Source organism: Halomonas sp. JB37, assembly GCF_002332255.1.
Lineage (GTDB): Bacteria > Pseudomonadota > Gammaproteobacteria > Pseudomonadales > Halomonadaceae > Vreelandella > Vreelandella casei.
Genome location: NZ_NRGW01000001.1, coordinates 506,179 through 520,003, shown reverse-complemented (window position 1 = coordinate 520,003; position 13,825 = coordinate 506,179). Strand labels below are relative to the sequence as shown.

Sequence of the window (13,825 nt, the reverse complement as noted above, 5' to 3'; positions counted from 1 at the left end):
GCTGTCTCCTGCCCTACAGAGGTGTTATTTAGCTGATTAAGCGCTCTTTGACGTTGAATCGCCTTGCTGTGCCTTGCGGCGTGCTTCTACAAAGCGATACAGCGCCAAGGCAATAGAACCAACAGTTAGTGCGATGAAGAACCAAGTGATAGGGCCGCGCACAAAAATCGACAGATCATTAGACCCAATTAACAGCGAGCGACGCAGGTTGTCTTCAAACATCGGGCCAAGAATAAAGCCGATCAGAAACGGCGCCGCGGGTATGGCAGCACGATTAAAGATATAACCCAGCACCCCGAAGGCCACCATTAGCCCTATATCAAAGGCATCGTTATTGACGGCATAAGAGCCGTAAACACAGAACATCAATACGATGGGAAATAGAATCGACTTAGGAATATCCGCAATTAGCGAGAAGTACTTGATGGCAACATTACCCACCACCAGCAAGATAACCGAGCTGAGCATAATACCCATGAACAGTGCATAGATAAGCGACAAGTTCTCCTGGAACATAATCGGTCCAGGTGTCAGACCATGCACCATAAAGGCGCCCAGGATAATCGCAGTGATGACATCGCCGGGAATGCCTAACGAGAGCAGCGGAATCATCGTAGCGCCCGCAACGCCGTTGTTACCGGCCTCAGCAGCGGCAACACCTTCAACCTCACCTTTGCCGAAATTGGCTTTATTAGGAGAACGGCGGCGCGCATCGCTATAAGAAATAAACGCCGCAGCGGTGGCCCCAGTGCCGGGAATCGCCCCAATAATAACGCCGATCAAGCTTCCGCGAACGATGCTTTTCATACAGCGCTTAAGTTCAGCAAAGGTCAAACCAACGCCGCTTGCTTTCGCTTTAATATGGGGTATTGCCTTCTTACGATAAAACTCCATGATCTCCGGTATCGCGAAAAGACCAATCAGCAGTGGGATAAAAGAGATGCTATCCATCAAGTTATAGTTATCAAACGTCAGGCGCTGAGAGCCGAACACACTGTCTAACCCCACCAAAGAGAGCAGGATCCCCAACAGTGCGGCCATCAGGCCTTTAATCATGGAACCGCTAGCGAGCGAAATAATGATGGTCAGTGAAAAGCAGATCAGCCAGAAGAATTCGGGGGCCCCGAAATTAAGCGCGATCTTGGCAAGATAAGCAGCAAAGAAAATCAGGGCGATATTGGAGATAAAATCGGCAATCACCGATGAATAAAGCGCCGCTTTCAGGGCTTTCTTCGCATGCCCCTGCTGCGCCATCGGGTAGCCATCAAGCAGCGTACAGGCCGAGGCGGGGGAGCCTGGCGTGCGTATCAGGATAGCGGTAATCGAACCGCCGTACATACCGCCTTTATAAATGCCGACCAGCAGTAAAATAGCGGCAATGGGCTGCATAGAGAAGGTAAACGGCAGTGCCAGTGCTACCGCCATCGTTGCCGTAAGCCCTGGAATTGACCCGACTACCACGCCAATAACTACGCCCGCAGCAATCGCCAGGAAGTTTTCCAGGCTAAAGAATAATTGTATGACTTCCGAAAAATTTTCCATAGTTCACCTAGAGTGGTTCGCCTAAAATGGGTCACCTAAAACAATAATGAGCGACTTAGAGCCAGTACGGCATTATCGGAAGCGGCACACTCATTACTTCAGCAAATAAGAGTGTCACGGCGATGGGAAACAAAAATGCCATGCTATATACCCACCACGTGCGAACGGGATGCGCCACGAATAACACCACGGTTGCCAAAATGCCGCAGACTATCGCGCCTAACGTCTCAAAAAAGCCGATATAAAGCGCTAATGAAGCGATCATCATGATGAAGCGCAGTGACGAACCTTTTTCTATCCTCCGTTCATCCTCCTCGGGGCTGTATTCCACCAGCAAACCCTGAAAGATGAGAAGGATAGAAAACAGTAGTATCAGCCAGCCCACGATGGTCGGTAGCCAGCGAGGTGACATCATCGGATTTTGCAAAATCGCCGGTTCATTGATGTAGTTAGGCACAAGGTAAAAAACCAGCACCGCAGAAAAGCCCAATAGAGCAATCCCCGCAATCACATCACTGGCATCTTTTATCTTCACCCTGCGCTTGGGGTCCGATGTCGTCATCACTACTTTCTCCAAAGAAAATAAGAGAGGCGAGGGCATCAGCCCTCGCCTCAGTATTAAATTAATGAACGACTTCGTTTACTGGCTGATACCCGCCTGTTCAGCAACCGCTTCCCAACGCTGCAAGTCATCTGTGATAAATTGCTTAAACTCATCACCGGCCACTGTGCCCGGCTGCGCGCCTAGCTGCTTAGCAAAATCTAGGAACTCTTCGCGCTGCATGACTTTTGCCAATGCATCTTGCATAACGCTTTGGGCTTCTTCTGGGAACGAGCTTTGCGCAATCAGACCAAACCATGCGGTGGTAACAAACTGATCAAGATTGTATTCACCGATTTCCGACAGCGTGGGGACATCCGGTAGATACTCAGAACGCTCGGCAGAGGTAACGGCCAGCGCGCGTAAGTCGCCCGAACGGATATGCGAAAGCACGGTTGGCATGTTTTCGAAAGAGACATCCACATCGCCACCCAACAGCGCCGGAAGCGATGCGCCACTGCCGGCAAAAGGTACTGCCGTCATGTTGGTATCCGTTAATGTCTTGAACAATTCACCAGACATATGGATAGAGCTGCCCACGCCGCTATGGCTAAACGTCATGTTTTCTTCTTTCGCTGCTTCTATAAACTCGACGACGTTCTGATAAGGGCTATCTGCCGGGACGACCATAACGTTCGGGATATCGACCATGTTTTGTAGGAAAACAAAATCCTCGACCGGGTCATAGGTCAGGCCAGGGTAAATCGCGGCGCCGATAGTGTGCCCCGGCGATGCCATCAGCAGGGTGTGATCAATATCACGACCACCGCGAGCGACTCGCCCGGTGCCTACCGTGGAACCCGCCCCAGGACGGTTTTCGACAATGACGTTGGCGCCCAGCTCCTGCGAAAGTAAATCAGCAACGCGGCGCGACAACACATCCGTCGTGCCACCCGGCGCATACGGCACAACAAGGTGAATGTCTTTCGTCGGCCACTCATCGGCGCTGGCAGTAGATGCCATCAAACTTAGTGCCAGTGCGCCGCTGCAAGCGGCCATGCATGTCGCGCTTAAGATATTTTTCATTGTTTCTTCCTAAGAAAATATTGCTTTTGTGCGCATAGCGTACAAGTATTCGTATTACATACGGCGAGATTACTTCTTTGGCTCCCCTGAGCAAAACACAACTTTAGTATATGAAGGTGGAAAGGCGAGCCAAACGATGGATGCTTTAGACGATAAAATGCAATAGTTCGCATAGCGAACTATTTTGCAGTACTCTTTTAGCGACTTAAAAATAACGGATAGTAAACATGCAAGAAGAAACGCTTAATGAAGATAGCCGTGACTTTGTAACGGCCCTGGCGAGCGGCCTGGAAGTGATACGCACCTTTGATCACGAACACCCACGCATGACGCTAAGTGAAGTCGCGACGCGAACGGGGATGAATAGAGCAAAAGCGAGACGCTTCTTACTGACGTTGCACGCACTGGGGTATGTGCGTAAGCAGCAGCGCTATTTTGAGCTCACTCCACGGGTGCTACAGCTTGGTTACGCATTTTTATCTGCTAATAACTATCAGGGCGTGATTCAACAATACTTGGAAGAAATTACCGATGAGACGGGAGAATCATCGTCACTCGCCGTTTTAGAAGGTAATGATGTGGTGTATGTGGCCCGCTCGGCGGCCAAACATCGCCTGATGACAATTACGCTTTCCGTGGGCACGCGGCTACCGGCAGCCTATACGTCCATGGGGCGCACGCTGCTGGCGCAGCTTAGCGATACGGATCTTGAGCACTTTTTATCCACCGTTGAGCTACAGCCGTACACAGATAAAGCCATTACCGATATTGATAAGCTACGAGATCAGATTCTAAGCGCTCGCCAACAAGGCTATGCCATCTCTGATCAAGAGCTAGACCCAGGCCTGCGCTCCATAGCCGCGCCGGTCTATGATGCTAAAAAGCACCTTTTGGGGGCTATCAACATAAGTACCAATGCGGCCAGGGTCGATTTTAATACGTTAGTGAATGTTTACTTACCTATCGTACGCAAAAAGGCCGCACAAATTCAGCTACACGTTAATTAGCCATCACCGCCTCTAATGCGGCCCGGTAGCCCTGGACGCCTAGCCCGGCAATTACCCCGTCTGCACGCAGTGAGATATAGGAATGATGCCGAAAGGCTTCGCGCTTATGGACATTAGATAAATGCACCTCAATGACGTGGCCATCAAAAGCATTGAGCGCATCAAGGATGGCCACAGAGGTATGCGTATAGGCGGCGGGGTTGATGATAATCGCCTGGGTACCATCAAGGCGCGCGGCGTGAATAGCATCAATCAGCACTCCTTCATGATTACTTTGTAAGCAGGTAATGTCCCAACCGGCCATTACCGCCTTCTCTCGTAGCATGTTATTCACATCATCTAATGTCTCAAACCCATAGATTTCTGGCTGGCGACTACCTAGCAAATTCAAATTTGGCCCATGTAATACCAATACTTTTCCCTGACTCATTGCTTTCTTCCATACGGTGAATTAACACATTATTTAGCCTAGCTATCTGTTCTATCACCTAACCCGCTAATGGCGCTAGGTCACGCCTGCAGATAACCACATTAGGCGGCATACTAGCGCCTGACTCTGTTGATATAGGCATCGTTTCATGACGCTTCCTCTCTACCTAGGCTTACCCATGTGGGCCAATCATGACTGGCTTGGCAGCCTTTATCCGCGCCATGCTAAAACAGAGCTACTCAGCGACTATGCCGCGGTATTTTCCAGCGTTGAGGGCAACACCACGTTTTATAGCGGCACGCCCAAGCCAACGATCATTGCCGCTTGGGCCCGCCAAGCGCCGCCCCACTTTCGCTTCTGTTTTAAACTGCCGGCCAGCGTGACCCATGATCAACGATTAATGCGTTTAAAGGATGCATGGGCATTTCTAGCGGCACTTGAGCCGCTTCACGACCGTATGGGGCCTACGATGGTGCAGCTGCCGCGTGATTTTGGTCCGCAAGAGCTGCCTCAGCTTGAAGCGTTGCTGGCTGCCTGGCCTGCCCACTTGCCTTGCGCGGTGGAAGTCCGCCACCCTGAGTTTTTCCACAAAGGAGCCGCGGAAAAAGCCCTTAACCGTCTGTTGATAACTTATTCAGCCAACCGGGTTATGCTCGACGTGCGCCCGGTCTTCTCTACCCCTGCAAATGGCCATCCAGGCTTGGCACATGCTCAGCAGGAAAAGCCGAAACTCCCACTTCACGTGCTTTCCACGGCAAATTATCCGGTGATTCGGTTCATTGGCCATATTGACAAAACAATTAATAGTGACTACTTCACTGCCTGGATACCCCGCCTAAAGCTGTGGATAAGTCAGGGGAAAACCCCTTTCTTATTTGTGCATACTGCTGACAACCGGGAGTCTCCTCACCTGGCCCGCTGGCTGTATAACGCACTAGGGAAAATAACCCCGCTACCTCCGCTTGCTCCATTTGCTGGTGAGAAGCAAAGCCAGCTGTTTTAGGGCACCTTTTTAGGTCAGCTAACTGGCATGCTGGCCATTGATCAGATAAATTGCGGTTACTTTCGGAAAATGGCGCTGGGTATGGCTCAATTTTCCGAAAACTAGCGCACAGCGCAGACTTACTGCTTACCTTCAGTACTTACACAACAATCGACTTAATGGGTGATGTATGGCGAAACTTGCACATGCACAATGGTCATCTCGTATGGGCTTTGTGCTGGCTGCCGCAGGATCGGCGGTAGGCCTGGGAAACATCTGGCGTTTCTCGTATATGACGGGCGAAAGCGGCGGCGCGGCGTTCGTATTGGTTTATCTAGCGTGTGTTGCGTTAGTAGGCCTGCCGATTCTAGTGGCGGAATGGATGATTGGCCGGCGCGGCCAAAAAAATCCAATCAACACCATGGCTGATTTAGCTAAACAGAACGGCAAATCACCTGCGTGGGCATTAATAGGTGCCAGCGGTGTATTAGCCGCCTTTTTGATTCTGTCGTTTTACAGCGTCATCGGTGGCTGGTCGTTAAACTACACACTAGGTTCCGTGATTGGCACCTTTAATGGCCAAGATGCCGACAGTATTGCCGACCTATTTGGAGGAATGCTCGCCAGCCCGTCAACGCTATTGCTTTGGCACTCTGCCTTTATGCTATTAGTCGTTGGGATTGTGGCTCGTGGGGTAACGAAAGGACTGGAGAGCGCTGCTCGCCTAATGATGCCTGCGCTTATTGTGCTGATGCTGATACTGGTGGGCTACGGCGTGGCAAGCGGCTATTTTGGCGAGACGCTGGCCTTTATGTTCCGGCCTGACTGGAGTGCGCTAACAGGCGGTGTCGTGCTAGCCGCAATGGGGCAAGCGTTCTTCACCCTGTCGCTTGGCATGGGAATTATGATGGCTTACGGCTCCTACCTGGGTGAAGACGTTAACCTGATCAGCACCGCGCGTACGGTCATTATTCTAGATACCGCTATCGCCCTGCTGGCGGGACTAGCCATCTTCCCCATCGTCTTTGCCAATGGCTTAGGTGCAGGCGAAGGGCCTGGCTTAATTTTTGTCACGCTACCGCTGGCGTTTGGCAATATGGCAGGCGGCACGATTTTAGGCCTGATGTTCTTCCTGCTATTAACCTTTGCGGCGCTTACCTCGGCGATTTCACTGCTTGAGCCGGCCGTTGAAATGCTTGAGGAGCGCACTTCGCTTTCTCGCGTAATGGCGACACTGGTGAGCGGTATTGCGGTTTGGCTGCTGGGCGTCGCGGCGCTGCTGTCATTCAATGTGTGGTCCGACGTACTGCTGTTCGGCCTCAACATTTTTGACTTCCTGGATACCTTTACCAGCAAAGTATTGCTGCCGCTGACCGGCCTCGGCGCCATTGTGTTTGTCGCATGGTGCTTTAAACGCGAAAGCGTAGAAGCCGAACTTGGGCTGTCAGCTACCGGCATCAGCGTATGGAACATCATCGCGCGCTATGTAGCGCCCGCAGGCGTCGTTATTGTCTTCGTGACAGGGCTTATTTAAGCCGTCACTGCCTCGAGGCTTACTTTAGCCTCAGTGCAATTCGCCCTCTTGCCGCTCTTCATCGGGCAAGGGGGCGATATCCCGTGATAATTTCTGAAATTCACGATGCAGCTCAATACCCCGCCGCGCCCTTAGGCTACGCTGGGCAGCACTTCGCTGGCGCTGAGCATGCTCGTCTACTTGCATACTCATTAAAATATCAAGCAGTTCGCTTTTAACCGAGGTGATGCGTTCGACGTTTCTCATAATCGACGTTCCTCCAGGTGAATATGCTGTCGTTCACCTGCACCCATGGCGAGCGCTTTTCTTCACACTTTTCTTCACACAGTCGCCAAGACGATGCAGTGCAGCACTTCACTTCTTACTATAACCTACTTGACAAAATGATGACTGATCGTAAAAAAAACGCTTAACGGATATTAAACGCTCACCTCTATATCGCTTTCCTTCCCCGTTTACGCTATCGGTCAGGCATACTGTGGCAAAGACTTAAGCCGCACGAATCTAATGCTGCAAACGCAGCGCAGTGCATATTGGTTGGCAACGCGTCTGGGTAGCTCCATCGTGCTGAGCCACCCAGTGTGCCGGAGAGCCAAGGAGCTGAATGTGAGTCGCGCCCTGTTCGATGAGATGAGACGCCGCATGGAGCACTTTCGCCGCTCCGAGCAGAAAGTGGCGCGGTTTGTACTGCGCAACCCAGAAGAGGTTATCCACATGCGCATTGTGGATTTAGCCTCCGAAGCGAAGGTCAGCGAACCCACCGTGGTGCGCTTTTGCCGGGCGCTGGGCTGCAACGGCTTTCAGGATTTCAAGCTACAGATGGCGCAAATGCTGGCCAGCGGTAGCCAGTTCGCACAATTCTCTATGAATGACAGCGACTCGGTGGCCGAATTTTCGCACAGCATTTTTGATTCAACCGTGGGCACGCTGCTGTCCGTTCGCGACCGGTTGGATAACGAAGCCCTCGGCCGCGCCGTTAATGCCCTCGCCATGGCCAACCGGGTGGAGTTTTACGGTTTTGGTGCCTCTGGCGCAGTGGCGTTTGATGCTCAGCACAAGTTCTTCCGCCTGCAAATCTCGACCTCTGCTTACGCCGACCCGCACATGCAGAACATGTCTGCGGTCACCCTCAACGATGGCGATGTGGTGGTAGCGATTTCACAAACAGGGCGAACCAAGGCGTTAGTGGCCAGCGTTCGTTTGGCTCGCGAAGCGGGCGCCACGGTCATTGGTCTGTGCCCCAGCGGCTCGCCACTCGCTGAAGAGGTGAGCCTGCCGCTGTATATCGACGTCCACGAGGACACCGAGATCTACACGCCGCTTAGCTCACGTATTGCCCATCTGGTGTTAATCGATGTTCTCGCCGTGGGAGTCGCCAAAACCCGTGGCCCGAAACTCGCCGAACAGCTCAAAGCCGTCAAGAAGAGCCTCAACACCCTGCGCTTTCCCGAAGAGTCTTAATGCTTAAAATAAAATAAGCGGCCATCACTGTATACACAGCCAGTGGGTAGGCTGTGCTAAACTGGCCGCCTATTTTTTTATCCGGCAGCGGCTACCATGGATGACGTCACGGCGATTCTCGATCAGCTCAACTCCGCCCAGCGCGAAGCAGTGAGCGCTCCTCAAGGCAACCTGCTGGTACTCGCGGGCGCAGGCTCCGGGAAAACCCGCGTGCTGGTACATCGCATTGCCTGGTTAATGCAGGCGGAAGGGCTTTCGCCCTACGCGCTGTTAGCAGTGACGTTTACCAATAAAGCCGCTAAAGAGATGCGCACGCGTCTTGAAGCCCTGCTAAGCCTATCACTACGCCATGTGTGGGTCGGCACCTTCCACTCTATCGCCCACCGCCTGCTGCGCACCCACTGGCAAGACGCCAAGCTGCCGCAGCACTTCCAAATCATCGACTCTGACGATCAACTGCGCCTGGTTAAGCGGCTGCTGAAAGATTATTCGGTCGACGTTGAGCGCTACCCGCCCCGCCAAGTGCAGCATTTTATTTCCGGCTGTAAGGAAGAAGGGCTGCGCCCCCATCAGGTTAATGTCGATGGCGATGCCTATATGGGGCAAATGGTCGAGCTTTATGAGCGCTATCAGCTAACCTGCGAGCGCGGTGGCCTAGTCGATTTTGGTGAGCTGCTGCTGCGAAGCCTAGAACTATTGCGCGATAACCCGACGCTGTTAAACCACTACCAGGAGCGTTTTGGCCACGTATTGGTGGACGAATTTCAAGATACCAACACCCTGCAGTACGCTTGGCTAAAACTGCTCACCGGTATGAAAACGCCAATGACCGCCGTCGGTGATGACGACCAGTCAATTTACGGGTGGCGTGGTGCCAAGGTGGAGAATATCAGCCGCTTTGAGCAGGAGTTCCCGCAAACCCATACCGTGCGTCTTGAGCAGAACTATCGCTCCACCAGCGCGATTTTAGAAGCCGCCAACACGCTGATCAGCAACAACAGCGAGCGGATGGGGAAAAACCTGTGGACTGATGGCATTGAAGGCGAGCCCATCTCGATCTACGCCGGGTTTAACGATCTGGAAGAAGCCCGCTATATCGTCGACACGATCAGAGAGAAGGTCGACGAAGGCTTTAATCGTCGCGACATTGCGATTTTATACCGCTCCAATGCCCAGTCTCGTTTGCTCGAAGAAACGCTGATTCGCCAAGGCATGCCGTACCGTATTTATGGCGGCCATCGCTTTTATGAACGTCTTGAAATCAAAAACGCCCTGGCTTACCTACGCCTGATGCTCAACCGCGATGACGACGCATCATTAGAGCGTGTGATCAATGTGCCTACTCGCGGCATTGGCACACGCACCGTTGAGATTGTTCGCCTGCGCGCTCGTGAGCAAAGCGTTCCGCTGTGGCAGGCGCTGCATGATGCAATAAATGATGGTTCGCTAAAAGGCCGAGCGGCCAATGCGGTGCAAACCTTCACCAACCTGATTGAACAGCTCGATAACGATGTCGCGGGCATGGCGCTGCACGAAATTATCGATCATGTGACGGTTCATACTGGCTTGATTGAGCATCACAAAAGCGAGCGCGGTGAGAAAGGCCAAGCCCGAGTAGAGAACTTAGAGGAACTGGTCAACGCCGCCCGCGCCTTTACCCAGGGCGATGTGTTTGAAGCGCCTGAGGCGGGCGAAGGCATGGCGGCGCTGGAAGCCTTTCTTTCAGAAGCGGCCCTCAATGCCGGCGACCACGAAGCCGAAGAGTTTGAAGACAGCGTACAGCTAATGACGCTGCACTCCGCCAAAGGCCTCGAATTCCCCGTGGTATTTATTGCCGGTGTCGAGGAAGGCCTGTTCCCGCACAAAATGTCGCTTGAAGAGCCGGGCAGGCTTGAAGAGGAGCGCAGGCTATGCTACGTCGGTGTCACTCGCGCGATGCAAAAACTCTACCTTACCCACGCCGAAACCCGCCGCCTGCACGGTAAAGAAGTCTTTCCACGCCCCTCGCGCTTCTTACGCGAACTGCCGCCACATCTGCTCGAAGAAGTACGCCTTCGCGGGCATATTTCACGCCCGGTCACCGCCTCGCGCACCTCCTTTGCTCAGCAAAGCATCGAAAGCAGCGGCGATATTCCCAGCCTACATGTCGGCCAAGGCGTAGCGCACCCCGTCTTTGGCGAAGGAGTGATTCTGAATGCGGAAGGCGAAGGTGCTCGTGCCCGCGTGCAGGTCAGCTTTGACGGTGAAGGCGTTAAGTGGCTGGTACTTGGCTTTGCCAAGCTAACCCCGCTTTAAACGGTTAACGAATGAGCGTTGCGCTCAATGGCTTGCCGATTAAAACCCGCTTAGCGCATACTGGCGGACGGACACTGCGCGCGCCTGCGTGCTGACAAAAAAATCATACAATTTCCGGAGACTTACCCGCCATGCAACGCCGTAACTTTCTCAAGACCGTCGGCTTAGGTGCTGCCGGTGTCGCTGCTGCCCCCTTTGTAACCACTGCAAGCGCACGCGCTCAAGAAACCTATACCTGGGACATGGTCACCTCGTGGCCAAAAAACTTTCCTGCCCTGGGTACTGGCGCGAACGATTTCGCTCGCCGCGTTGAACAGCTTTCTAATGGTCGCATGCAGATCCGCGTTCACGGCGCAGGCGAGCTAGTGCCCGCGCTGGAAGTGTTTGATGCCGTTGCTGCGGGCACCGCTGAAATGGGTCACTCTGCCTCTTATTACTGGCGCGGAAAGGTGGCGGCTTCGCAGTTCTTTACGGCCGTGCCGTTTGGTATGACCACCACTGAAATGAACGCCTGGCTTTATCACGGCGGCGGTCAAGAGCTGTGGGATGAAATCTATGGCAAACACAATCTCAAGCCGTTCCCGGTAGGCAATACCGGTGCGCAGATGGCCGGCTGGTTCAAAAAAGAAATTAACTCGCTGGCAGATATGCAGGGGCTTAAGTTACGCTTGCCAGGCCTTGCGGGCGAAGCCATGAATGCCATTGGCGTCAGCACCGTTAACATGGCGGGCTCCGAGATTTTCACCTCGCTGCAAACCGGCGTGCTGGATGCCGCTGACTGGGTAGGCCCCTACAACGATATGGCCTTCGGCCTGCATCAAGTCGCTGACTACTACTACACCTCGGTGTGGAACGAGCCAACGGCGGTACTGGAAGGCACCGTCAATCTAGATGCGTGGAATGCGCTGCCGGAAGACCTGCAGGACGTCATTCGCGAAGCGGCGCGGGCATCAAACATGGCGATGAACAGCGAATTTGCCTATCGCAATGCCCAAGCGCTTGAAACGTTAGTAGACGAGCACGGCGTCCAGCTACGTACTTTCCCTGATGATGTAATGGAGGCGCTCTATGCTTCCTCACAGGAAGTCATCCAGAACCAGATAGATAACGACGAAGAATCCCGTCAGGTTTATGAGTCTTACTCGGCGTTCCAGAAGGTGCTGCGCCCGTTTACTGACGTGGGTGAATACGCCTATCTGAAGAGCCGCGATAGCGTTGGTGCCTAATAGACGGGTGCTTGATAAACAAATACTTAACACCTTGCCAAGCACGTAAAGGGCAAGCACGGCAAAGGGGCGCACTTGGCGCCCTTTTTCTATCTGAGATACGTCCTCTTGAATAACGCCATTAAGAAAGGCGCCTGACAAACTAACTAGTCGCTATGTACCGCTCGGATACGACCGTTGTCGTCTAGTGCCACCATCACAAAACGCGCTTCCGTGACTTTTTGGTGCTCTGCAATCTGCTGCCCATGAGGCGGACGCACCCATACTTCTACGTCGATCTTAATCGAGCTGTGGCCGATCTTTTGCACCTGGGTATAGACGCTGATCATGGAGCCAACGCGCACCGGGCTTAAAAAGTCCATTGCTTCAATTGCCACGGTCGCTGTGCGTCCGCCTGCTTCACGCCCGGCCGACAGTTCGGCCGCCTGATCCATGTGATTGACCAGCCAGCCACCGGGTATATCGCCATAAAGATTGGCATCTTGACGTGAGGCCACTAATTTTAAAGTAAGCTGCCCTTTGGGGGCGGGCACGTCGTCCAAATCCGTTTCCAAAAGAGTCATTAGTTTGCCGCTTAGTCAGTTTATTGTTGTAACCCTTGTTACCAGCGCCGCACGCAGGCGCGCTGACGATATCTGTTGCTGCATCGCGACACGATCAAAGGGATTCAGTTAATCATAAGAGGACGCCCGTTTGAATACCCGTTTGCATACTCTCTTATCGAGTGTTTCACATACTTCGCTGCGTACTTTTTCACAGACGCTGTTGAATGACCAGGGCGCTCAGCCACCTAGACTCCACACTTTGTTGCGCTGGGTGACCATGACGCTACTGCTGGTGAGCCCGTTTGCGTGGGCGCAACCATCGCCGGTTAGCGGTACGTTGGGTGCCGTAGGCTCCGACACCATGGCGGGCCTGATGCTCCGCTGGGGCGAAACGCTCACGAACCGCTACTCGGATGTAACCCTGCAGTTTCAGGCGGGCGGCTCGGCCAGTGCGCCAACGGCTCTGACGGCTGGTACGACGCGACTGGGACCCATGTCTCGCCCGATGACCGAAGACGAACACGATAATTTTACCCAGCGCTATGGCTATCCGCCACTGGAATTAAAAATCGCTCGCGATGCGCTTATCATTGTCGTGCACCGCCATAATCCGCTGCGTGCGCTCACCCGCCGCCAGGTCGATGCGATCTTCTCAACCTCGCTGGCCTGCGGCGCAGAGACACCGATAAGGCGCTGGGATCAGCTTCCCTCAACGCGTGACTGGTCGTTTGGGAGTATCGCACTACACGGGCGCAATCTGGCATCAGGCACCCACGGGCTATTTCAAGAACGGGCCTTATGCGGTGGTGCCTTTCGCAATGATATCAGCGAACATCCCGGTTCATCGGCCGTCGTCGCGGCCGTGGGCGAATCAGCCAATGCCATGGGTTACGCGGGATATAACCACCTGACACCTGCGGTGCACGCGTTAAGCCTGTACAACGACAATGGCGTCGCGATTCCTCCTAGTGAGGACGCAATACAGCGTGGCGACTACCCGCTGTCGCGCGATCTCTACCTCTACGTTAATCTACCGCCTGGTGAGAACCTCCCCCCCGCGGAGCAAGCATTGCTAGCGCTCATTATGTCTGATGAAGGCCAGCAAATTGCCCGCGCCTCTGGGTTTGTGGCGTTAGCCCCGAGCACGTTAGAAGCTCAGCGGACGTGGTAAGCAAC

At 53.5% G+C, this 13,825-nt stretch carries 13 protein-coding genes; 7 read left to right on the top strand and 6 right to left on the bottom strand.

Features of this window, described 5'->3' with window-relative positions; genetic code table 11:
• Positions 1-36 precede the first annotated feature (36 nt).
• The 3 genes from CIK78_RS02560 to CIK78_RS02550 form a co-directional block, all read right to left on the bottom strand.
• The gene (locus CIK78_RS02560; RefSeq protein ID WP_096276931.1) at positions 37-1,542 is read right to left on the bottom strand and encodes a tripartite tricarboxylate transporter permease; all 1,506 of its coding nucleotides are present in this window, start codon (positions 1,540-1,542) and stop codon (positions 37-39) included.
• 55 nt (positions 1,543-1,597) lie between these two features.
• Positions 1,598-2,104, bottom strand: a complete 507-nt coding sequence (locus tag CIK78_RS02555; RefSeq protein ID WP_096276929.1) for a tripartite tricarboxylate transporter TctB family protein — start codon at positions 2,102-2,104, stop codon at positions 1,598-1,600.
• Between the two features lie 78 nt (positions 2,105-2,182).
• Positions 2,183-3,169: a tripartite tricarboxylate transporter substrate binding protein gene (locus CIK78_RS02550; RefSeq protein WP_096276927.1), complete on the bottom strand. Its 987-nt coding sequence runs from the start codon at positions 3,167-3,169 to the stop codon at positions 2,183-2,185.
• Between the two features lie 227 nt (positions 3,170-3,396).
• Between CIK78_RS02550 and CIK78_RS02545 the strand changes: the two genes are divergently transcribed.
• Positions 3,397-4,176, top strand: a complete 780-nt coding sequence (locus tag CIK78_RS02545) for an IclR family transcriptional regulator C-terminal domain-containing protein (RefSeq protein ID WP_096276925.1) — start codon at positions 3,397-3,399, stop codon at positions 4,174-4,176.
• On the opposite strand, the gene aroQ is transcribed toward CIK78_RS02545, so the two are convergent.
• Positions 4,169-4,606, bottom strand: coding sequence for a type II 3-dehydroquinate dehydratase (aroQ, locus tag CIK78_RS02540; RefSeq protein WP_096276923.1), 438 nt, complete (start codon positions 4,604-4,606; stop codon positions 4,169-4,171). The two genes, CIK78_RS02545 and aroQ, sit on opposite strands and share 8 nt — an antisense overlap.
• Positions 4,607-4,754: 148 nt before the next feature.
• Here aroQ and CIK78_RS02535 point away from each other — a divergent pair, with 148 nt between their 5' ends.
• Both CIK78_RS02535 and CIK78_RS02530 read left to right on the top strand, forming a co-directional pair.
• Positions 4,755-5,609 carry a DUF72 domain-containing protein gene (locus tag CIK78_RS02535; RefSeq protein WP_096276921.1) on the top strand — a complete coding sequence of 285 codons (855 nt, stop codon included), beginning with the start codon at positions 4,755-4,757 and terminating at the stop codon, positions 5,607-5,609.
• 169 nt (positions 5,610-5,778) lie between these two features.
• On the top strand, positions 5,779-7,122 hold the full coding sequence (locus CIK78_RS02530) for a sodium-dependent transporter (RefSeq protein ID WP_096276919.1): 1,344 nt from the start codon (positions 5,779-5,781) through the stop codon (positions 7,120-7,122).
• Positions 7,123-7,152: 30 nt separating this feature from the next.
• Here the strand turns inward: CIK78_RS02530 and CIK78_RS02525 are convergent, their stop codons facing one another.
• Positions 7,153-7,368 (bottom strand): hypothetical protein, encoded by a 216-nt coding sequence (locus tag CIK78_RS02525; RefSeq protein ID WP_096276917.1) that lies wholly within the window; start codon positions 7,366-7,368, stop codon positions 7,153-7,155.
• A 360-nt stretch (positions 7,369-7,728) separates the two neighbouring features.
• Here CIK78_RS02525 and hexR point away from each other — a divergent pair, with 360 nt between their 5' ends.
• From hexR to CIK78_RS02510, 3 genes are all read left to right on the top strand, one after another.
• A complete protein-coding gene (hexR, locus tag CIK78_RS02520; protein ID WP_096276914.1) occupies positions 7,729-8,583 on the top strand; it encodes a transcriptional regulator HexR in 855 nt (284 codons plus the stop codon).
• 96 nt (positions 8,584-8,679) lie between these two features.
• Positions 8,680-10,878: a DNA helicase II gene (gene uvrD / locus CIK78_RS02515; protein WP_096276912.1), complete on the top strand. Its 2,199-nt coding sequence runs from the start codon at positions 8,680-8,682 to the stop codon at positions 10,876-10,878.
• A 131-nt stretch (positions 10,879-11,009) separates the two neighbouring features.
• Positions 11,010-12,104 (top strand): TRAP transporter substrate-binding protein, encoded by a 1,095-nt coding sequence (locus CIK78_RS02510; RefSeq protein ID WP_096276910.1) that lies wholly within the window; start codon positions 11,010-11,012, stop codon positions 12,102-12,104.
• A 146-nt stretch (positions 12,105-12,250) separates the two neighbouring features.
• On the opposite strand, the gene CIK78_RS02505 is transcribed toward CIK78_RS02510, so the two are convergent.
• On the bottom strand, positions 12,251-12,667 hold the full coding sequence (locus tag CIK78_RS02505) for an acyl-CoA thioesterase (protein WP_096276908.1): 417 nt from the start codon (positions 12,665-12,667) through the stop codon (positions 12,251-12,253).
• Between the two features lie 259 nt (positions 12,668-12,926).
• Between CIK78_RS02505 and CIK78_RS02500 the strand changes: the two genes are divergently transcribed.
• Positions 12,927-13,820, top strand: a complete 894-nt coding sequence (locus CIK78_RS02500; protein ID WP_096276906.1) for a phosphate ABC transporter substrate-binding protein — start codon at positions 12,927-12,929, stop codon at positions 13,818-13,820.
• Positions 13,821-13,825: the final 5 nt, after the last annotated feature.

Coding starts and splice junctions, on each gene's coding strand:
- CIK78_RS02560 (WP_096276931.1), bottom strand. CDS start 1,542: ATGGAAAATTTTTCGGAAGTCATACAATTATTCTTTAGCCTGGAAAAC.
- CIK78_RS02555 (WP_096276929.1), bottom strand. CDS start 2,104: ATGACGACATCGGACCCCAAGCGCAGGGTGAAGATAAAAGATGCCAGT.
- CIK78_RS02550 (WP_096276927.1), bottom strand. CDS start 3,169: ATGAAAAATATCTTAAGCGCGACATGCATGGCCGCTTGCAGCGGCGCA.
- CIK78_RS02545 (WP_096276925.1), top strand. CDS start 3,397: ATGCAAGAAGAAACGCTTAATGAAGATAGCCGTGACTTTGTAACGGCC.
- aroQ (WP_096276923.1), bottom strand. CDS start 4,606: ATGAGTCAGGGAAAAGTATTGGTATTACATGGGCCAAATTTGAATTTG.
- CIK78_RS02535 (WP_096276921.1), top strand. CDS start 4,755: ATGACGCTTCCTCTCTACCTAGGCTTACCCATGTGGGCCAATCATGAC.
- CIK78_RS02530 (WP_096276919.1), top strand. CDS start 5,779: ATGGCGAAACTTGCACATGCACAATGGTCATCTCGTATGGGCTTTGTG.
- CIK78_RS02525 (WP_096276917.1), bottom strand. CDS start 7,368: ATGAGAAACGTCGAACGCATCACCTCGGTTAAAAGCGAACTGCTTGAT.
- uvrD (WP_096276912.1), top strand. CDS start 8,680: ATGGATGACGTCACGGCGATTCTCGATCAGCTCAACTCCGCCCAGCGC.
- CIK78_RS02510 (WP_096276910.1), top strand. CDS start 11,010: ATGCAACGCCGTAACTTTCTCAAGACCGTCGGCTTAGGTGCTGCCGGT.
- CIK78_RS02505 (WP_096276908.1), bottom strand. CDS start 12,667: ATGACTCTTTTGGAAACGGATTTGGACGACGTGCCCGCCCCCAAAGGG.
- CIK78_RS02500 (WP_096276906.1), top strand. CDS start 12,927: ATGACGCTACTGCTGGTGAGCCCGTTTGCGTGGGCGCAACCATCGCCG.